General features: G+C 73.1%; 20 protein-coding genes. 9 read left to right on the forward strand and 11 right to left on the reverse strand.

Annotated features, from left to right (window positions below):
• Positions 1-66: 66 nt before the first annotated feature.
• Positions 67-219, forward strand: a complete 153-nt coding sequence (locus K7396_RS12625) for a hypothetical protein (protein WP_086716590.1) — start codon at positions 67-69, stop codon at positions 217-219.
• Positions 220-351: 132 nt separating this feature from the next.
• Here K7396_RS12625 and K7396_RS12630 read toward each other — a convergent pair whose 3' ends face one another.
• The 3 genes from K7396_RS12630 to K7396_RS12640 form a co-directional block, all read right to left on the reverse strand.
• Positions 352-957 carry a MarC family protein gene (locus K7396_RS12630; protein WP_086716602.1) on the reverse strand — a complete coding sequence of 202 codons (606 nt, stop codon included), beginning with the start codon at positions 955-957 and terminating at the stop codon, positions 352-354.
• 181 nt (positions 958-1,138) lie between these two features.
• Positions 1,139-1,993 (reverse strand): PHP domain-containing protein, encoded by an 855-nt coding sequence (locus K7396_RS12635; RefSeq protein WP_086716589.1) that lies wholly within the window; start codon positions 1,991-1,993, stop codon positions 1,139-1,141.
• Positions 1,994-2,169: 176 nt separating this feature from the next.
• Positions 2,170-2,808 (reverse strand): DUF6758 family protein, encoded by a 639-nt coding sequence (locus K7396_RS12640; RefSeq protein ID WP_086716588.1) that lies wholly within the window; start codon positions 2,806-2,808, stop codon positions 2,170-2,172.
• A gap of 248 nt (positions 2,809-3,056) precedes the next feature.
• Between K7396_RS12640 and K7396_RS12645 the strand changes: the two genes are divergently transcribed.
• Positions 3,057-4,319, forward strand: coding sequence for an MFS transporter (locus tag K7396_RS12645; protein WP_086716587.1), 1,263 nt, complete (start codon positions 3,057-3,059; stop codon positions 4,317-4,319).
• Between the two features lie 114 nt (positions 4,320-4,433).
• Here the strand turns inward: K7396_RS12645 and K7396_RS12650 are convergent, their stop codons facing one another.
• Positions 4,434-5,018, reverse strand: coding sequence for a suppressor of fused domain protein (locus K7396_RS12650; protein ID WP_086716586.1), 585 nt, complete (start codon positions 5,016-5,018; stop codon positions 4,434-4,436).
• A gap of 504 nt (positions 5,019-5,522) precedes the next feature.
• Here K7396_RS12650 and K7396_RS12655 point away from each other — a divergent pair.
• Together K7396_RS12655 and K7396_RS12660 are read left to right on the forward strand one after the other, a co-directional pair.
• A complete protein-coding gene (locus K7396_RS12655) occupies positions 5,523-6,650 on the forward strand; it encodes a magnesium and cobalt transport protein CorA (RefSeq protein ID WP_086716585.1) in 1,128 nt (375 codons plus the stop codon).
• A gap of 87 nt (positions 6,651-6,737) precedes the next feature.
• Positions 6,738-7,277 (forward strand): hypothetical protein, encoded by a 540-nt coding sequence (locus K7396_RS12660; RefSeq protein ID WP_086716584.1) that lies wholly within the window; start codon positions 6,738-6,740, stop codon positions 7,275-7,277.
• A 73-nt stretch (positions 7,278-7,350) separates the two neighbouring features.
• On the opposite strand, the gene K7396_RS12665 is transcribed toward K7396_RS12660, so the two are convergent.
• Positions 7,351-8,130 (reverse strand): hypothetical protein, encoded by a 780-nt coding sequence (locus K7396_RS12665; protein WP_086716583.1) that lies wholly within the window; start codon positions 8,128-8,130, stop codon positions 7,351-7,353.
• Between the two features lie 197 nt (positions 8,131-8,327).
• On the opposite strand from K7396_RS12665, the gene K7396_RS12670 reads away from it, so the two are divergent.
• Genes K7396_RS12670 through K7396_RS12680 form a run of 3 tightly spaced genes read left to right on the forward strand, consistent with a single transcriptional unit; the run spans position 8,328 to position 11,409 of the window.
• Entirely contained in the window at positions 8,328-9,635 is a 1,308-nt protein-coding gene (locus K7396_RS12670; protein ID WP_086716582.1) for a magnesium transporter MgtE N-terminal domain-containing protein, read from the forward strand.
• Positions 9,625-10,206 carry a DUF1003 domain-containing protein gene (locus K7396_RS12675; protein WP_086716581.1) on the forward strand — a complete coding sequence of 194 codons (582 nt, stop codon included), beginning with the start codon at positions 9,625-9,627 and terminating at the stop codon, positions 10,204-10,206. Before K7396_RS12670 ends, K7396_RS12675 begins: the two co-directional genes overlap by 11 nt.
• 42 nt (positions 10,207-10,248) lie before the next feature.
• Entirely contained in the window at positions 10,249-11,409 is a 1,161-nt protein-coding gene (locus K7396_RS12680; RefSeq protein WP_086716580.1) for an Mrp/NBP35 family ATP-binding protein, read from the forward strand.
• Positions 11,410-11,511: 102 nt separating this feature from the next.
• Here K7396_RS12680 and K7396_RS12685 read toward each other — a convergent pair whose 3' ends face one another.
• The 5 genes from K7396_RS12685 to sigE all read right to left on the reverse strand — a co-directional run bounded on the left by K7396_RS12685 (position 11,512) and on the right by sigE (position 16,921).
• Entirely contained in the window at positions 11,512-12,156 is a 645-nt protein-coding gene (locus K7396_RS12685; RefSeq protein ID WP_086716579.1) for a hypothetical protein, read from the reverse strand.
• Positions 12,157-12,275: 119 nt separating this feature from the next.
• Positions 12,276-12,761 carry a sec-independent translocase gene (locus K7396_RS12690; RefSeq protein ID WP_086716578.1) on the reverse strand — a complete coding sequence of 162 codons (486 nt, stop codon included), beginning with the start codon at positions 12,759-12,761 and terminating at the stop codon, positions 12,276-12,278.
• 116 nt (positions 12,762-12,877) lie between these two features.
• Positions 12,878-15,163: a trypsin-like peptidase domain-containing protein gene (locus K7396_RS12695; protein ID WP_152104563.1), complete on the reverse strand. Its 2,286-nt coding sequence runs from the start codon at positions 15,161-15,163 to the stop codon at positions 12,878-12,880.
• Positions 15,164-15,284: 121 nt separating this feature from the next.
• Positions 15,285-16,232 carry an anti-sigma factor family protein gene (locus tag K7396_RS12700; RefSeq protein WP_152104562.1) on the reverse strand — a complete coding sequence of 316 codons (948 nt, stop codon included), beginning with the start codon at positions 16,230-16,232 and terminating at the stop codon, positions 15,285-15,287.
• The gene (sigE, locus tag K7396_RS12705; protein ID WP_086720628.1) at positions 16,229-16,921 is read right to left on the reverse strand and encodes an RNA polymerase sigma factor SigE; all 693 of its coding nucleotides are present in this window, start codon (positions 16,919-16,921) and stop codon (positions 16,229-16,231) included. The genes K7396_RS12700 and sigE overlap by 4 nt, the downstream gene beginning before the upstream one ends.
• 373 nt (positions 16,922-17,294) lie before the next feature.
• On the opposite strand from sigE, the gene K7396_RS12710 reads away from it, so the two are divergent.
• Entirely contained in the window at positions 17,295-17,891 is a 597-nt protein-coding gene (locus tag K7396_RS12710) for an O-methyltransferase (protein WP_373866919.1), read from the forward strand.
• A 140-nt stretch (positions 17,892-18,031) separates the two neighbouring features.
• Here the strand turns inward: K7396_RS12710 and K7396_RS12715 are convergent, their stop codons facing one another.
• Positions 18,032-18,199 carry a DUF3117 domain-containing protein gene (locus K7396_RS12715; RefSeq protein ID WP_006603288.1) on the reverse strand — a complete coding sequence of 56 codons (168 nt, stop codon included), beginning with the start codon at positions 18,197-18,199 and terminating at the stop codon, positions 18,032-18,034.
• A gap of 323 nt (positions 18,200-18,522) precedes the next feature.
• Between K7396_RS12715 and chcB the strand changes: the two genes are divergently transcribed.
• Positions 18,523-19,323, forward strand: coding sequence for a 2-cyclohexenylcarbonyl CoA isomerase (chcB, locus tag K7396_RS12720; protein WP_223659899.1), 801 nt, complete (start codon positions 18,523-18,525; stop codon positions 19,321-19,323).
• Positions 19,324-19,338 lie beyond the last annotated feature (15 nt).

Raw genomic sequence — 19,338 nt, forward strand, 5'->3', positions numbered from 1 at the left:
GCGACGCCGGGCGGCTCGTATACCCAGAAGTTCTCCGCAGGAGGATCAGACGAAGGGAGAAGCCGTATGCGCTTCGAGATCATGCGCCTGGACGATGTCGACGGCACCGCCGTGGACAGCACCGTCGTGGACGCCGCCTCCGTCAACCGGATCGTGCAGCAGGCCGCCGCAACGGGCCAGCGCATCTACATCCGCCCGGCCGGCACCGCCGTCCGCTGACACCCCGCCCCGCCGCCCGACGACGCCCGCAGACCGCAGGCCGGGCCCGGCCGCACCGCACGAGCGCCCCCGTACGAACACGTCGTACGGGGGCGCTGCGGTGTCCGCGGCCGTCCGGGCCCCGGGCGGGCGTCAGGCGCTCTGGATCACCTGGAGCACGCCGTTGATGATCTGCTGCACGGCGAGGGCGGACAGCATCATGCCCGCCAGCCGCGTCACCAGCACCACGCCGCCGTCCTTGATCACCCTGATGATCACCAGCGAGAACCGCATCACCAGGTAGAGCACCACGTGGATCGCGGCTATCGCCGCCCAGACGGAGAGCTGGGCGGCGAAGCCGTGCGCGTGCTGCACCGCGAGGATCACCGACACGATCGCGCCGGGCCCGGCCAGCAGCGGCATGCCCAGCGGCACCAGCGCGACGTTCACGTCCTTGGTCTGGGTCGGCTCCTCCGACTTCCCGGTCAGCAGGTCCAGCGCGACCAGCAGGAGCAGCAGCCCGCCCGCGATCATCAGCGCGGGGGTCGAGATGTGCAGCCGCCCCAGGATCTGCCGGCCGAAGAGGCCGAAGACGGCGATGACGCAGAAGGCGACGGTGGCCGCCTGCCAGGCCATCCGGCGCTGCACCTTGGCCGGCCGGCCGGAGGTCAGACCCAGGAAGATCGGGGTGATCCCCGGCGGGTCCATGATCACGAAGAGGGTGACGAAGAGCGTACTGAAGACGGCGATGTCGAACACGGTGAAGGCCTTGCGAGAGGTGGTACGGGACGAACGCACACGGGCGGCGCGGGAGCGGACCCGTGGGAAAGGGAGGGACGGGAAGAGCGGGCGACGGCGGACGCACGAACTGTCCGCACCGCGCGGGTGCCGGTGCGGGGACGGGGAACGAGGCGCGCGGCGGCCGCGGGCCGCGGCGGGGTCAGCCGCCGGTGCCGGGAACGGGGAAGGCGCCGGTCGCGCGGCGCACGATCTCGCCGTAGACCTCGGGGTCGGTGGTGTACTCGCCCAGCCGGCAGGTCTTGCGGCTGCCGTGGTAGTCGCTGGAGCCGCTGGCCAGCAGGCCGAGGTCGGCGGCCAGGCCGCGCAGCCGCGCGCGGGTCGGGGCGTCGTGGTCCATGTGGTCGGCCTCGATGCCGTCGAGGCCGGCCGCGGCGAGTTCGGCGATCGCGCTCTCCGGTACGCACGAGCCGCGCTTGACGGCCAGCGGATGCGCGAAGACGGTGACCCCGCCGGCGGCCTTGACCAGCCGGATCGCGTCGAACGGGTCGAGCTCGTGCTTCTCCACGTACGCCCGGCCGTCGTTCGCCAGCCACTCGGAGGTGAAGGCGTCCGAGACGGAGCCGATCACGCCGAGGTCGACGAGGGCGGTGGCGATGTGCGGCCGTCCCACGGCGCCGTCGCCGGCGATCCGGGCGACCTGCTCCCAGGTGACCGGCACACCGAGTTCGCGCAGCTTGGCGACCATCCCCCGGGCGCGCGGCACCCGGTCGTCCCGCACCAGCTCCCGCTCGCGGGCGAAGTCCGGCTCCTCGGGGTCGAAGAGGTAGGCGAGCATGTGGAGGCTCACGCCGTCGAGCCGGCAGGAGAGTTCGGCGCCGGTGACCAGCGTCAGGCCCGCGGGCAGCGCGGCGCGCGCCTCGGCGTGGCCGCCGACGGTGTCGTGGTCGGTCAGCGCGACGACGTCCAGACCCGCGGCCGCGGCGCCCCGCACCAGCTCCGCGGGGGTGTCCGTGCCGTCGGAGGCCGTGGAGTGGGTGTGCAGATCGATGCGCACGACGCGGACTCCAGACTGCTCCGGGGCGGATACGGGACACGGCCCGGCCGGCACGCCGGGGGAGGCATTCCGTAGGGGACCCCAGCAGGATACCGGGCGGCCGGTGGCGTCCGGGGCCCGCCGGAGGGTGAGCGGCGCCACCCCGGCGGCGGGTATCCGGGGTCGGCGAGGGGCCCTCAGCCCAGGATCCGCGGCGAGATCGCTCCGCACGGCAGCAGGTCCACCTCGGCGCCCGCCTCGCGCAGATCCGTCAGCACCAGCTCGTCGTACATCAGCAGCCCCGACTGCTCGGGCCAGGCGATCGCCCAGAGCCACAGCCCCCGCGCCTCGCCCGCGAAGACCGCGCGGTCCGGGGGCGCCCCCTCGACGTGCCACAGCGCGGTCGGGCGGCCGGCGGCGAGCACCTTGGCGTGCGGCGGCTTGTCGACGCACATGTGGGGGCCGGGGTCGGGGCCGTCGATCCCGGCGTAGCGGGCGCCGAGGCCGACGCCCAGTTCCTCGGCGATCAGCAGCAGTTCGCCGGGGCCGCCGAGCGGTCCGGGGCCGGTGCAGGCCACCGCGGTCGCGCGGCCGCCGCCGCGGTCGTCGCCGGCGCAGGCCACGCCGGTGAACAGCCAGCCGACGGGCAGCGGCCACGGCATCCAGACGGGCACCTGGGAGCGCTGCACGACGACGCCGAGCGCCTCGACGCTCGGCGGGACGACCGGCTGGAGCGGGTGCACGGTGCCGTGCAGCGCGCACTGCCAGGTGTCGGAGAAGAGACCGGGCGCCCTTACCCGGCCTCCGCACTTCGGGCAACTGGGTTCGCCCCTCATAGCCCTCCACGGTCCTCCAGCCCCGCCGCCGCGTCAAGGACGATCACCCGACCGGTGTGCCCCGAATCGCCTGCGCCGCAGCGGAATTGGCCGCTCCCCCGGTCCGCACCCGCCCTCCCGAAAAATAGTTGCCGCTTGCACTCTTTAGAGTGGCTAACTTATTGTGTGTAAACGTCAACGATCTCGGCGGCCCGGCGGACAACGCGGACCGGGGATACGCAACCGGCAACGGGAAGGGGATCCGCAGCATGAGCGGCACGAAGAGCGGCGGCCACGGCGGCGGCGCGGACGATCCGTTCGAGGAGGGCGGCACCTCCGTCCTCCGCCAGCCGAAGGCCGTATGGGCCACGGCGGGCGCCTCGGTCGTGGCCTTCATGGGCATCGGCCTCGTCGACCCGATCCTCCCTTCGATCGCCCGGGGCCTGCACGCCACCAACAGCCAGGTCTCGCTCCTGTTCACCTCCTACTTCCTGATCACCGCCGTCGCGATGCTCGTCACCGGCTTCGTCTCCAGCCGCATCGGCGGCCGCAGGACGCTGCTGGCCGGACTGGCGCTGGTGGTGGTCTTCGCCGCGCTCTCCGGAATGTCGGGGTCGGTCGGCGAACTCGTCGGCTTCCGGGCCGGCTGGGGCCTGGGCAACGCCCTGTTCGTGTCCACGTCGCTGGCGGTCATCGTGGGCGCCGCGGCCGGCGGCAGCGCGGCGGCGATCCTGCTCTACGAGTCCGCGCTGGGGCTCGGCATGGCCTGCGGCCCGCTGCTCGGGGCGGTCCTCGGCGACATGAAGTGGCGCTACCCGTTCTTCGGCACCGCCGCCCTGATGGCCGTCGGCTTCGTCGCCATCACGGCCTTCCTCCAGGAGCAGCCCAAGCCCGCCCGCAGGACCGCGCTCCTCGACCCGGTCAGGGCACTCGGCCACGGCGGCCTGGCCTCCGCGGCCGTGGCCGCGTTCTTCTACAACTACGCGTTCTTCACGGTGCTGGCCTTCACCCCGTTCGTCCTCGACATGTCGCCGTACAGGTCCGGTGGCGTCTTCTTCGCCTGGGGCGTGCTGCTGGCGGTGTTCTCGGTGCTCGTGGCGCCCCGGCTGCAGCGCCGCTTCGGCTCGCTGAAGGTGCTGGGCGGCTCGCTGCTGCTGCTCGCCGCCGACCTGCTGGTCCTGGGCTACGGCGACCACACCACCGCCGTCGTCTGCACGGTCGCCTCCGGCGCCTTCATCGGCCTGAACAACACCGTGTTCACGGAGCTGGCCCTGGGCGTCTCCCCCGCGCCGCGCCCGGTGGCGAGCGCCGGCTACAACTTCGTGCGGTGGTTCGCGGCGGCGGCCGCGCCGTTCCTCGCGCCCAAGATCGAGGAGTGGACCGACGTCCATGTCCCCTTCGTGGTCGCGGCCGCCGCCGCGGCGACCGGCGCCGGCATCGTCGCCCTCCGGCGCCGCGCGCTGACCACCGAGGCCGAGGCCCTGGAGCCGCGGCACGCCCTGGAGGACGGGGTCGCGGCCTTCGCCGACTGAGGCGGACCGGGCGCGGGCACGCCCCGAAACCCGCCCCCGTAACAAAACTGACGCCCCGTCCGCCCTCTCCGGAGAGGGCGGACGGGGCGTGCGCGTCGCGGCGCCGGGCGCGGCTCAGTCGAGCGGGACACCCGTGCGCAGCGGGTCGCGCAGATCGGTGCCGTGCTCCAGCCACCGCTTCTCCAGCGCCTCGGCCCCGTGGACCCGCTTCCAGGCCGCCTCGTTGGGCGTCATCGGCAGCAGCGGCAGGAAGCGGACCGGCTCCCTCGGCTCGTCGAGCGCGAGATCCTCGACCAGTCCGCCGGGCGAGGCGACCAGCACCGAGGTGAAGGGCGCGCCAGGCCACAGCGGCTCGCCGACGTCCAGCGAGGCCCCCGGCGCCACGACCACCCCTTCGACCTGCGGCGACGCGGCGAGCACGGCGAGCGGCCTGAGCACCTTGTCGCTCTCCACCCGGCCGGCGCGCACGGACAGCAGGAGTTCGGCGCGCGGGCCGCGCAGCGGATCGGCGAGCACCGCGGTGGGATCGGCCATGGGCTGCGCGGACATCCCGAGCGTGGCGTAACGCACCACCCCGCTGTCCACGAAGCGGAGGACCTCGATACGGTCGGTGCCGAGAAACGTGACGGCAGCACGCGCGTCCGGCTCGCCCAGTGTCGTGCGCAAACGGGCTTCGACCAGCTCAAGAACGTCAGACATGCGGCGAGCATAGGCCGGGCTTCTCGCCCGTCCGTCACCGCTCCACGCATGGCTCCGCAACGCCCCCGTTCTTCGTATCGAACGGGCAAAGCGGCGCCGTATCACTTCAGGCGGCTGATAGCCTTGGCCGTCTGGTCAGGGAATGACGTCGTCCCCCAACGGGGACCGGCCGGAGGAGGTGGGGCTGCGGTGGATCCGAGTCGACCGTGCAGTACCGATAGTTCTCCTGTCATCCCCTACGCGCAGCGAATCTCCTGATCCGAGAGCTTCCGTACCCCGCCGCTCAGCGGCGAAACCAGGGAAGCACCTTTGCGCCGGAAGTAGATGACGGAAGAGCGCCCTCGACTCTTTGTTCCGTGTTTTCTGCGAACTGCCGTCAGTGTCCCCGCACGGAGCGCCGCCCGCTTTGCGGACGTACAGCCGATGACGCCTCGTACGTCCACGTTCCGGGCAGCGTTGCGCCCCGCGCTCGCAGCTGACGGCCGGCCCGTGAAGGAGCCTGCCATGTCGATGATCCGTGACCTGCGTGCCGCCGTCCGTCCCTCCCGGCGCCGCGACCACGCCCCGTACCCCTACGAGAAGTCCGCCCCGGCGTGCGCCAACAGCGCCATCGTCGACTGCGGCGTGTACCGCGAGGGCCGCCGGGTGAGCGACCACGTCACCCCGGCCGCGGCGATGGCCTCGGTCCGCTCCGAGGGCGGCTTCGCCTGGATCGGGCTGCACGAGCCCACCGAGGCCGAATTCGCCGGTATCGCCCAGGAGTTCGGGCTGCACCCGCTCGCCGTCGAGGACGCCGTGCACGCCCACCAGCGGCCCAAGCTGGAGCGCTACGACGAGACCCTGTTCACCGTCTTCAAGACCGTGCACTACGTGGAGCACACCGAGCTGACCGCCACCAGCGAGGTGGTGGAGACCGGCGAGGTGATGTGCTTCACCGGCCGGGACTTCATCGTGACGGTGCGGCACGGCGGCCAGGGCTCGCTGCGCGCGCTGCGCCACCGCCTGCAGGACGACCCGGAGCTGCTGGCCAAGGGCCCGTCCGCGGTGCTGCACGCCATCGCGGACCAGGTCGTCGACGGCTACATGGCGGTCGCGGGCGCGGTCCAGGACGACATCGACGAGGTGGAGATCGACGTCTTCAGCTCGGGCACCAACGGCAAGGGCACCGGCGCCAAGGGCTCCCCCAAGGGCGGCGACGCCGGGCGGATCTACCAACTCAAGCGCGAGGTACTGGAGTTCAAGCGCGCGGTGTCGCCGCTGCTGCGGCCGATGCAGCTGCTGAGCGAGCGCCCCATGCGGCTGGTGGACTCCGACATCCAGAAGTACTTCCGGGACGTCGCCGACCACCTGGCGCGGGTCAACGAGCAGGTGCTGTCCTTCGACGACCTGCTGAACTCGATCCTGCAGGCCAACCTCGCGCAGGCGGCCGTGGCGCAGAACGAGGACATGCGCAAGATCACCGCATGGGCGGCGATCTTCGCCGTCCCCACGATGATCGCCGGGATCTACGGCATGAACTTCGACTACATGCCCGAGCTGCACTGGAAGTTCGGATACCCGGCCGTGCTGCTGGCGACGGTCGCGATCTGCTTCGGCATCCACCGCGGGTTCAAGCGCAACGGGTGGCTGTGACGCGGACCGGGCGGGGTCCGTGCCCGCCGCGTCTCAGCGCACGGGCGGCCCCCGGCCGTCCGGTGCGGGGCCATTAGGCTGGTCCGCATGACGGAGACCGTGTCGCAGGCCCTGCAGGATCGGGCGCTCATCGAAGAGGCCACCAAGAAGTCCGGCCTCATCTGGGTGCGCGGGAACACCGGCCCGGCCCGGGCGCTGTGGCACCTGTGGCACGACGGAGCGGCCGTCCTCGTCGGGGACGGCGCCGGCGAGCAGCCGCTGACCGGCCTCGGCCTGGCGGACGGCGGTACGGCGACGGTCACCGTACGCAGCAAGGACAAGGGCGGCCGGCTGATCGCCTGGCAGGCCAGGGTCGTCGAACCGGCCCCGGAGAGCGAGACCTGGCGGGCCGCCGTCGACGAGCTGAAGGGCAAGCGCCTCAACGCGCCGGACGCCGACACCCTCACCGAACGCTGGGCCCGCGAGTGCCGCGTACTGCGGCTGGAGCCCACCGGCGAGACCACCCAGCGCCCCGGCGCGATGCCGGACGACTCCCACGCCGCACCCCCGCCGGCCACCCCCGCGATCACCCGCCGCCCGGCACCCGCGGCCCTGCCGAAGCTGCTGCGCCGGGGGCGCAGGGGCTGAGGCCCGGCCCCGGCCCGGGTGCACCGAGGAGCCGGACCACCCGGCGGCGGGCGCCGTGGCCCGGCCCCGCTGTTCAGCCCTTGCCGGAGATCTTGGAGCCGTAGTCGACGACCTGGTCCTTGGGCGGGGCCTTGAGGTCGACGCTGCGGCCCCAGTCGGCCAGTTGTACGACGCCCGCGCCGCCGGCCCGGCGCAGGCGCAGGGGGTAGGGCGTGCCCTCCAGTGAGACGTCCAGGGCGCCGCCGGAGCCCGCGCCGGCCGCCACCCGGATGGTGCGGGTCCCGCCGACGTCGCCGCGTTCGCCGGTGGTCAGCTTGCCGTGCAGCCCGAGCAGGCCGGCGAGCAGGGTGTCCTTGTCGGTGAAGCCGCTGAAGCGCTTGTGGACGGGGTCGGTGACGGGCACCTTGACGTACTTGCCGCCGAGCTTGTCCGCCGCCTGGTTGGGCCGATTCGAGCCGCCGCCCTTCTCGCCCGCCCAGAAGGCCGCGTCCGCCTTCAGATAGAGCGCGTCGCCGACCCGCAGCAGCTGGAAGGCGGCCGCCTTGGTGGTCAGCTCCCCCTTCGCGCCGTCCTTGGCCAGGCTCATGTCGAGGCGGTAGGTGCGGCCCTGGCTGACGACGTTGCCGGAGAGGTGCACGGTGTCGGCGCGCTGGGCCGCGGCCCGCGCCTTGGCTTCGATCTTCGCGGCGGGCAGCTTCCCCACGCCGTTGGTGCCGGCGTCCGGGTCCTCCCCGCCGCAGCCCGCCAGCGCCGCGGCCAGTACCGCACAGACCGCCCCCACCAGCGCGGCCCGTCCCGTACGGCGGGTTCCGGCGAAGGGGCGGGGGCCGGCGCCCGGGGGAATTGCGCTCACGTGGGCTGTGCCTCCTGATGCGGGTGACCTCGACAGCAGTACGGCAGCGTACCTGGGCCGCGCACGGTCGTCGGCAGGGTGCGCGGCGGTCACCCTACGGCCTCCTCCACCGGGGCGGGGCAGGCCGGGGCGCGTTAGCCTGAACCCGGATTGATGCCCTGTTTCGGGGCCTAACGGGAGAAAGGGCGGCACTCTGCATGGCAGTGGTGACTCCCCGGGTCTTCGTCTCCCATCTCGCCGGCACCGCCGTCTTCGATCCTCACGGCGACCAGGTCGGCCGGCTGCGGGACCTCGTCGCGCTGCTCCGGGTCGGCGACCGCCCGCCGCGGCTGCTGGGGGTGGTCGTCGAGGTGATCAGCCGACGCCGGATCTTCGTGCCCATGACGCGGGTGAGCGGGGTGGAGTCCGGCCAGATCATCATCACCGGCGTGGTCAACATGCGCCGCTTCGAGCAGCGGACGTCGGAGACGCTGGTGCTCGGCGAGCTGCTCGACCGGCGGGTGCGGCTGGTGGACACCGGCGAGGAGGTCACCGTCCTCGACATCGGCATCACCCAGCTGCCGGCCCGCCGCGACTGGGAGATCGACAAGGTCTTCGTGCGCAAGGGCAAGGGCGGGGCGCTGCGGCGCAAGGGAGAGGTGCTGACCGTGGAGTGGTCGGCGGTGACCGGCTTCTCGCTGGAGGAGCACGGGCAGGGCGCGGAGAGTCTGCTGGCCACCTTCGAGCAGCTGCGGCCCGCCGACCTCGCCGGGGTGCTGCACCACCTCTCCGCCAAGCGCCGTGCCGAGGTCGCCGCGGCGCTCGACGACGACCGGCTCGCCGACGTCCTGGAGGAGCTGCCGGAGGACGACCAGGTGGAGATCATCGGCAAGCTGAAGGACGAGCGGGCCGCCGACGTCCTGGAGGCGATGGACCCGGACGACGCCGCCGACCTGCTCTCCGAGCTGCCGGAGGAGGAGAAGGAGCGGCTGCTGGCGCTGATGCGGCCGGAGGAGGCCGCCGATGTGCGGCGGCTGATGTCGTACGAGGAGCGCACCGCGGGCGGGCTGATGACCACCGAGCCGATCGTGCTGCGCCCGGACGCGACGGTCGCCGACGCGCTGGCGCGGGTGCGCGACCCGGACCTGTCGCCCGCGCTGGCCGCCCAGGTCTACGTCTGCCGGCCGCCGGACGAGACGCCCACCGGCAAGTACCTGGGCGTGGTCCACTTCCAACGGCTGCTGCGCGACCCGCCGTTCACCCTCGTCAGCTCGATCGCCGACACCGATCTGCCGGCCCTGCCGCCGGACACCCCGCTGCCGGAGGTGACCAGCTATCTGGCCGCGTACAACATGGTCGCCGCCCCGGTGGTGGACGAGAGCGGGGCGCTGCTCGGCGCCGTCACCGTCGACGACGTGCTCGACCACCTGCTGCCGGACGACTGGCGGGAGGACGGGCTGCACGGCGCCGCTCCGGCCGGTCTGACCGGCGGGCAGCCCCTCGGGGAGGGCGGTCATGGGCGCTGAGGAGCGGGAAGGCGCCAGGGAGCGGTCGCGGGCGAACGGGTCGTCGGCGCTGCGCCGGGGCGCCGCCGACCGGCCGCGGGTGCGCCTCGACCAGCCGCGGGCGCCGCGCCGTACGTTCCTGCCGGAGTACGACCCGGAGGCGTTCGGGCGGCTCTCGGAGAAGATCGCCCGCTTCCTGGGGACCGGCCGCTTCATCGTCTGGATGACCGTCACCATCATCCTGTGGGTCATCTGGAACACCACGGCACCCAGCGGCCTGAGGTTCGATCAGTACCCGTTCATCTTCCTGACGCTGGCGCTGTCGCTGCAGGCGTCGTACGCCGCGCCGCTGATCCTGCTGGCGCAGAACCGCCAGGACGACCGCGACCGGGTCACCCACGAACAGGACCGCAAGCAGAACGAGCGGTCCATCGCCGATACGGAGTACCTGACCCGGGAGATCGCGGCCCTGCGGCTCGGCCTGGGCGAGGTCGCCACCCGCGACTGGATCCGCTCCGAGCTCCAGGACATGCTGAGGGATCTGGAGCCGCGGCTGGCGTCCGGCGCGGAAAGTGAGGAACGCGACCGCTGACAGGCTTTCCGGAGGCACCCTCACGCGCCGTACCATCGGGACATGGCTACCCACACGCCCGAAGGCGCCACCCCGAGCGAGGACGCGATCCGCGACGCGCTCGCGACGGTGAACGACCCCGAGATCCACCGCCCCATCACCGAGCTGGGGATGGTCAAATCGGTGGACATCGCGGCGGACGGCGCGGTGGCGGTCGTGGTCTACCTCACGGTCTCCGGCTGTCCGATGCGCGAGACGATCACCAGCAATGTGCGGGAGGCCGTCGAGCGGGTCGAGGGCGTCACCTCCGTCGCCGTCGAGCTGGACGTGATGAGCGACGAGCAGCGCAAGGAGCTGGCGGCGTCGCTGCGCGGCGGCACCGCCGAGCGCGAGGTGCCGTTCGCCCAGCCCGGTTCGCTCACCCGGGTCTACGCCGTCGCCTCCGGCAAGGGCGGCGTCGGCAAGTCGTCGGTGACCGTCAACCTCGCCGCGGCGATGGCGGCCGACGGCCTGAAGGTCGGTGTCGTGGACGCCGACATCTACGGCCACTCCGTGCCCCGGATGCTCGGTGCCGACGGCAAGCCCACCCAGGTCGAGAACATGATCATGCCGCCGTCGGCGAACGGCGTGAAGGTCATCTCGATCGGCATGTTCACCCCCGGCAACGCCCCCGTCGTCTGGCGCGGCCCGATGCTGCACCGCGCGCTGCAGCAGTTCCTCGCCGACGTCTACTGGGGCGACCTGGACGTGCTGCTGCTGGACCTGCCCCCGGGCACCGGCGACATCGCGATCTCGGTGGCCCAGCTGGTGCCGAACGCCGAGATCCTGGTGGTCACCACCCCGCAGCAGGCCGCCGCCGAGGTCGCCGAGCGGGCCGGTTCGATCGCCGTGCAGACCCACCAGAAGATCGTCGGCGTGGTCGAGAACATGTCCGGCCTGCCCTGCCCGCACTGTGACGAGATGGTCGATGTCTTCGGCACCGGCGGCGGCGAGCGGGTGGCCGAGGGTCTGACGAAGACGACCGGCACCCAGGTGCCGGTGCTCGGCGCCATCCCGATCGACGTCCGCCTGCGCGAGGGCGGCGACGAGGGCAAGCCGGTCGTGCTGACCGACCCCGACTCCCCCGCCGGCTCGGCGATCCGCACCATCGCGGGCAAGCTGGGCGGCCGGCAGCGGGGCCTGCAGGGCATGTCGCTCGGCATCACCCCGCGCAACAAGTTCTGAGACGGACGCGGCCGGTTCCCGGACCGCACGCGCCAAGGGGCGGACCCACAGCGGGTCCGCCCCTTCGTCGTGCGGCCGTCCGGCCCCGTTCGCGCCGGCCGGTCAGCCCTCGTACGCGGCGAGGTCCTTGATCACCGAGAAGGCCAGCCCGTAGGCGCTCATCCCGCGCCCGTAGGCGCCGATGTGCACGCCCTCGGGTCCCTCGCCCCCGGAGCCGGCCAGTACCCAGCCGTACTCGGACTCGCGGTAGGCGAACGACGTCGGCTCGCCGTCCACCGGCAGCATCAGCTCGCTCCAGCTCCCGCCGCCGAGGTCGTCGGCCAGCTCCCAGGCGAGCATCGTCTGCTGGTCCAGCCAGTCCTGGCGCAGCGAACGGTCCATCTGGGTGGGCCAGGTGTGGGCGAGCAGCCCCGACCCGGCCAGCCAGGCGGCCGTCGAGACCGAGGTCGCCTCCAGCACGCCGGTGCCGTCGGCGCTGCGCCGTACGGGGCGGCTGGCGACCGTCACCACCACCGCGAACCGCTCGTCCTGCGGCGGCTCCACCTTGATGGTGGGCTCCTCGCCGTGCCCGGTGGCACCGTGCTCGACGGTCCCGTCCGCGCCCGCTCCGACCTGCATCAACCAGCGCGGACCGGTGAACGCCTCGTCGAGGCCGTACCACGGGAACGCGGCCAGCAGATAGCCGTCGACCTTCCGGCCGGCCTCTGCGGACACCCCTTGTGCCGCCGTCCGACTCGTCGTCTCCATCTGCGCGGAGCCTCCTTGTTGCCCTGTGTCGTGGGCGGCCCGCCCCCCTCAGGCGACCGAACCCCGGACACCGGGAGCATAGCCATAGGCGTCAACACAGCCGGTCATACTGGTGTGTGTCAGGTGGCGTCGGCGTCGAACGGCGGACGCTCGTCCGGCTGAGGGCTTCCGGTCTTCTTCACCAGGTCGGGGCGGCCGGCGGAGGCTGCCGGGGACCCCTTGGACAGGCTGTGACCTGCGCCGTTCGAGGGCGTGGCGGACGAGGAACCCTCGTGGCCGTGGACGGCGTCGGTGACCTCGGCCATCTCTTTCTTCAGGTCGAAGCCATTTCGGATCTCCTGAAGATCCTTGAGGCCGTACTCGTCCTTCTCCAGGACGTGCTTGCGCACGAAGTTCTTGGGCTTGAGGTCCTCGAACTCGAAGTCCTTGAAGTCCGGGCCCAGCTCGCTGCGGATGTCCTCCTTGGCGCTGTCGGAGAACGCCCGCACCTTGCGGATGAAGCCCATGACGTCCTGGATGACCTTGGGCAGCTTGTCCGGGCCGAAGACGAGGACGGCAAGGATCACGAGCGCCACCAGTTCGAGGGGTCCTATGTCGAAGAACACCTAGCAGCTCCTTGGGTCATCCGCGGCCTTCGTCGGCCTTTGGGCCAGGCCGCCTCTCACGGTACCTGGCCCCGTACGTCGGACGGGAGTCACCCGTGCCAACACCATGCAAACGATCAGCCCGTGCTGGAGGAACCCAGGCTGAGCCGTACGGTCCGGTCCTTGCCGCCCCGCAGGAGGGTGAGCACCAGCGTGTCGCCGGGCCGGTGGCTGCGGATCTTGACGATCAGCTCCTCGCCGCTGTGCACCGCGGCACCGTCCACCTTCGTGATCACGTCGCCGGGCTTGATGCCGGCCTTGGCGCCGGGGCCGTCCGGGAGGACCGGAGGCTTTCCGCCCTTGCTGCGTTCGCCGACCCGCGCCCCGTCGCCGGCGTACTCCATCTCCAAGGTCACGCCGATCACCGGATGCGTCGCCCGGCCGGTGTTGATCAGCTCCTCCGCCACCCGCTTGGCCTGGTTGATCGGTATGGCGAAGCCCAGCCCTATGCTGCCGCCCTGGCTGCCGCCGCCCTCCAGGCCGCCGGCGCTGTCGGCCGCGCGGATGGCGCTGTTGATGCCGATCACCCGCGCCCTGGCGTCCACCAGCGGGCCGCCGGAGTTGCCCGGGTTGATGGGCGCGTCGGTCTGCAGCGCGTCCACGTACGAGACATCGCTGCCGTCGCCCTTCTCGCCGCCCGCGGTGATCGGGCGCTGCTTGGCGCTGATGATCCCGGAGGTGACGGTGTTGGCGAGGTCGAAGGGCGCGCCGATCGCCACCACCGGGTCGCCGACCTGTACGGAGTCGGAGTTGCCGAGGGTGAGCGGCCGCAGCCCCGTGACGCCCTCGACCTGGATGACGGCGAGGTCGTAGCCGCCGTCCTGGCCGACGACCCGGGCCTTGGCCGTCTGGCCGCCGCTGAAGGTCACCGAGATCTCGCCGCCGCTGCCGGCCGGCTGGACGACGTGGTTGTTGGTGAGGATGTGCCCCTGGCGGTCGAGGACGAAGCCGGTGCCGGTGCCCTGCTCCGCGCTGCCGCGCACATGGATCGTGACCACTCCGGGCAGCGCGCGCTGGGCGATCCCGGCGACGCTGTCGGGCCTGCGCCCCGCACCGTCGGCGGCGGACTGGGGCAGCCTGATGTCGTTGATGCCGCCGTAGCGCTCGACGTACGCGCCGATGCCGCCGCCGATGCCGCCCGCCAGCAGGGCGAGCGCCACCGCCCCGGCGACCAGCGGGCCGCGGCGCCGCCGGTCCCGCGACGCCGGCGCGAGCGGCCCGGCCTGCAACGGCGCGCTCCACGGGTCGTACTGCTGCCAGGCTCCGTGGGGGGCGGGATGCGGTCCCTGGCCGCCGGCCGGCCCGTGCTCACCGGCTGCCGGGCCGGCGAAGACCGGCGGTGGCGGCGCGCAGGGCGCGGCCCCCGCCGGCCGGGGGCCGCCGTCACCGGGGTGCGGGACGAACGGGGCGTCGGCGGTGTCCTGGGGTGGGGCGTCGGGGGTGGGGGCCGGGTCGGCGGGGGCGGTGGCCGGTCGGGGCGTGGAGGCCAGGGGGGTGGGCTGGGGGCCCGGGCCCGGGGCAGGTGCGCCGGTGAGCTGCGGGCCGGTGGGAGGCGGCACGGCGCCGGTCTGCGGGCCGGCGGCGGGCGGGGGGAAGGCGGTGCCGTGGGCGGGGGTCGCCACCGGGCGCTGGACGGGCGGGGCGGGCGCCCAGGGGCCGGGGCCGCCGTACGGAGGGGTGCCGTAGGGGTCCTCGGCGTGCAACGGCTGCTGCCGCTGCGGCGCCGGGCCCGGGGTTCCGGAGGCGGGCGTGGTCGTCGCCGTGGTCGCGGGCGCGGTCGCCGCCGTGGGCGCGGCCGTGGGCGCGGCCGTCCCGTCCTGGGGCTCGCGCCGTGCGCCGGGCGGGGGCTCGTCCGGCGTCCCTTCGGGCGCGCCGGGCAGGGGCTCGTCGGAGGCGGCTCCGGCCACCCGCCCGAGCGTCATGGTCGACGGGGCGGGACGCGCCGTGGTCGTCCCGGTGCCCGGGGTCCCGGCGGCGTCCTGGTGCGTCGGGTCGGCGGCCGGCGCACCGTGCGGTACCGCCGTCTCGCGGTCAGCGGCGTCCGCCTCGGCCGCCGCGTCGCGCGACGCCGCCAACTCGCCGTCTACGGCGCCCCCTTCGGCCGTCGCGGCGTCGGCGGCCGTCGCGGGGCTCGCGGGCGACTCGGGCGGCAGCTGCGGCCCCGCGTCCTTGCGCGGCTCCGGCGGGCGGACGATCCAGTCCTCCGACTCCTGCGCGGCGAAGGCGCCGGACGCGCCGGGCGCCGTGCCGTCGGCGGGTGGCGCCGGCTGCGGGCCGGACTCGGCGGACGGTTCCGTGCGCGGGGTGCCTCCCGGGCGGCTCCACCACTTCAGCTTCGGCCCGGCGGCCTTACCGTCGTCCATGCTCTCCCCAGAATTCGCCCGCGGCCGTGCACGGGCCACCACCTCGCGGCACGCGCCCGGACAGGGGTGCGCCGCCCCACAGGGATTCAACCAGTTCCGTGTGGGGCTGCGCAGGGGACGGTCAGCGGTGGGCGGAGGTTGAGCCAGGGGCGGAGGAGAGCGCGGCGGCCGCGGAACCGGTCAGCGGACGCATGGGTTCCAGGGGCGACGGGGCGGGCGGACTCTTCCGTGCCGGGGTGTTGCCGGTCGCGGTGGCCAGGGGCGCGAGGTAGCGCGCCATGACCGGGCTGCTCGCGGCTATCAGCGGTGTCAGGCCGAAGCGTCCGGCCTGGGCGGGCGCCACCGGCGGGGAGGGGGGTGCCGTGGTGGGGCCGTAGAGAGTCATGGTGCTGGGGGCCGGGGCCAGGGTCGGACCGCCGGCGGGCTGCCAGGCGCCGGCCCGGGAATTCTTGGCGGGAAACTCCTCACCGCGCGGCAGGGAACCGCCGCCGGCCGCCGGGCTGACGCTCAGCGGGGTGACGGCCGTGCCGCCGCCGTCGACACGTCCACCGGGGAGATCCACGGCCGCCTCCAACGGGAGGGCGCCGCCCAGCGCGAACGCCGCGAGGGAGACCGCACCGGCCGCCGCGAACGCGAACCGCCGCCGCTGCGCGGGCCGGTCGCTCTCCTGCACACGGAAGCCGCGCCCGCGGGGCTGCACGGGAAGGGCCGCCATCGCATGGCCGGAGTGGCCGTCGGCGGGGACATAGCGGAACGTGCCGCCGCCGCGGGCGAACTCACCGCGTCCGAAGCTGCCGTTGCCGAGCCGGCTGCCGGGGCCGTCGGGGTCGCCGCCGGGCAGCTGCTGCAGCCGCGCCAGCAGCCCCTCGGAGGGACCGGGGGGTGCCGTCTGGGCGAACACGCTCTTCAGCCGGCGCTGCGCGTCGGCTTCTGCTTTGCACCGTCCGCATGTCGCGAGATGCGCGAGCACCCGCTCGCGTGCGTCATGCCCCAACTCGCCGTCGACCAGGGCCGCGAGGCGGTCGCCGAGATGCTGCTCGGCGGGGGACGGACCGCCACTGCCGCTCACGCGATTCCGACCTCCCCCGTGGGCACCACGGCCAGCGACCGCCGCTGGGCGCGCTCTTCGGCGCGGGTGGCCGGGGCGCGGTGCTTGAGGGCCTTGCGCAGATGGGAACGGCCGCGGTGGATCCGGCTGCGGACCGTACCGAGCTTGACACCGAGCGTCGCGGCGATCTCCTCGTACGACAGGCCCTCGATGTCGCAGAGCACGACGGCGGCACGGAACTCGGGCGCGAGGGTGTCCAGCGCCTGCTGGACATCGGCGTCGAAGTGGGTGTCGTTGAAGTGCTGCTGCGGGGAGGGCTCGCGGCTGGGGAGCCGCTCGGCGGCGTCGTCACCGAGCGCGTCGAAGCGGATGCGCTGGCGGCGGCGGACCATGTCCAGGAAGAGGTTGGTGGTGATCCGGTGCAGCCAGCCCTCGAAGGTGCCGGGGGTGTACGTCGACAGCGAGCGGAAGACGCGGACGAACACCTCCTGGGTGAGGTCCTCGGCGTCGTGCTGATTGCCGGTGAGGCGGTAGGCGAGGCGGTAGACCCGTGCGCTGTGGGTGCTGACGATCTCCTCCCAGCTGGGCGGAGTCCACGCCTGCGCATCCGCGTCTGCGGCGAAGGTCGCGGTGGTTGCGGAGTCGGCGACGGGGGCCCCTCCCCTGCCCTTCGGGCCATGGGGGCGGGAACGGTCAGCAGTGTCTGTCACGGATTTCGGCTCGGCGAACGACCTTTTCAAGCGCCTCAGCACCCCTCGGTCACCCGCCGCAGCCGCACCTCCCCTGGTGGCTCTGGTGGTGTCCAGTAGAGCCCCTACCATATCCACCTCGCCCGTTAGCTCCGGATAAGCAGTTTTGACCTGCATTTGGTCCTGCTTCTGGTCTTGCCTGACATCTCGCGCGGTCTTCACCGGTGCGTCCCCCCGTCTTCCCCCTGCCCTTCCTCAACGTCCAGTCCCATCTGCGGGTTCCCGGACGCAGCGGATACAGTCACGGTTGCGTCAACTACGGGGACAGGAGAGGGCCATTACCGGCAACCGGCAGACGAGCTTGGCATTCGCCGAGGCGTACGGCGCCGGGACCATCGACGACAGCGCCGAGGCCGCCCTGCAGTGGTCCCGTGACTGTGCGCGCGAAGCCGGCATCCGTACGGTGACGGCCGGGACCGGTGCGGCCCTCAGCCTGCTCGCGGCCGCCGCGGACGCCAAGGCGGTCGCCGAGATCGGCACCGGAACGGGCGTGTCGGGCATCTACCTCCTGCACGGCATGCGGCCCGACGGGGTGCTGACCACCGTGGACCTCGAACCCGAGCGGCAGACGTTCGCCAAGCAGGCGCTGCGCGCGGCCGGCTTCGCCGGGAACCGCGCCCGCTTCATCCCCGGCCGCGCCCTGGACGTCCTGCCCCGCCTCGCGGACGGCGGCTACGACCTCGTGTTCTGCGACGGCGACCTCATGGAGTGCCTGGAGTACCTCGCTGAATCGTTGCGTCTGCTGCGCCCCGGCGGCGTGGTCTGCTTCGAGGGCGTCTTCGCCGACGGCCGTACGGTCGACTCGTCGCTGCAGCCCGCCGAGGTGCTGCGGCTGCGGGAACTGCTGCGGACCATCCGGGAGAGCACCGCGCTGGTGCCGGCCCTGCTGCCGGTCGGCGACGGGCTGCTCTGCGCGGTCAAGCGCGGCTGACCGGCCCCGGCCCGGTCCGGGACGTGAGACGGCCCCGGCACGTGGCGCGCCCGTAAGTGCGCGCCACGTGCCGGGGCCGGGGTATTTCGGCTGGGGATACCGGGGTCAGCCCCGGGAAACCGCCGGTTGCGCCGCCCTTGTCAGACGGTGACCTTGTCCAGGGCCTCACCCAGGGCCTTGGCTTCGTCGGGGGTCAGCTCGACGACGAGCCGCCCGCCGCCTTCGAGCGGAACGCGCATGACGATGCCCCGCCCCTCCTTGGTCACCTCGAGCGGGCCGTCGCCCGTCCGCGGCTTCATGGCCGCCATGCTCGTTCCCCTTCCTGAAACCAGCTCATCTCAGCCGACGGCCCGAATAGGCACGTGTCACCGGCATCGAACACATTGCTTCCAGGCCATTATCCCGCATCGAACGACCCGATGACCAACATCGGACAGCATCCCTTCGGCAACGCGCTCCACCAAACCCCCTCAATTCGGTGAGGCGGCTGCAATACTTCTCCGCCCGCCGACCCCCGACGCGCCCGCAATCTTTGACGTACGTCACATGCCGGGGCCCGATGATCTCCGGCATCCTGAGCGCGGACTGCCGCTGCCGCGCAGTCCGAGCCGCGACGGAGGGGATTCCCACTATGGCCGACACCGTGCTCTATGACGTGACCGACGGGCTCGCGACGATCACGCTCAACCGCCCGGACGCGATGAACGCGCTGAACATCGAGGCGAAGGTCCTGCTGCGGGACACCCTGAAGGAGGCCGCCGCCGACCCGGCCGTGCGCGCCGTTCTGCTGACCGCCACCGGGCGCGCCTTCTGCGTCGGGCAGCACCTCAAGGAGCACATCGGCCTGCTGGCCGAGGACCGGGCCACCGGGTCCGGCGGCACCATGAACACCGTGCGGGAGCACTACAACCCCATCGTCACGGCGCTGACCGAGATGCCCAAGCCCGTGGTCGCGGGCGTCAACGGGGTCGCCGCGGGCGCCGGCGCGGGCTTCGCGCTGGCCGCCGACTACCGGGTGGTCGCCGATTCCGCGTCCTTCAACACCTCCTTCGCGGGCGTCGCGCTGACCGCGGACTCCGGGGTGTCCTGGACGCTGCCCCGGCTGATCGGCCAGGGCCGGGCCGCCGATCTGCTGCTCTTCCCGCGCAACATCAGCGCCCAGGAGGCGTACGACCTGGGCATCGCCAACAAGGTGGTCCCGGCCGACCAGCTGGCCGGGGAGGCCGCGGCCGTCGCCCGCCGGCTGGCCCAGGGCCCGACCGCCGCGTATGCGGCGATCAAGGAGTCGCTGGCCTACGGGGCGGGGCACTCGCTCGCCGAGACCCTCGGCAAGGAGGACGAGCTGCAGGGCCGGGCCGGGGCGTCGGAGGACCACCACATCGCGGTCGAGGCGTTCGTGAAGAAGGAGAAGCCGGTCTTCCTGGGCCGCTGATTCGGCGGGACCGCG

Origin of the sequence: Streptomyces angustmyceticus (assembly GCF_019933235.1) — a bacterium.
Taxonomy (GTDB): domain Bacteria; phylum Actinomycetota; class Actinomycetes; order Streptomycetales; family Streptomycetaceae; genus Streptomyces; species Streptomyces angustmyceticus.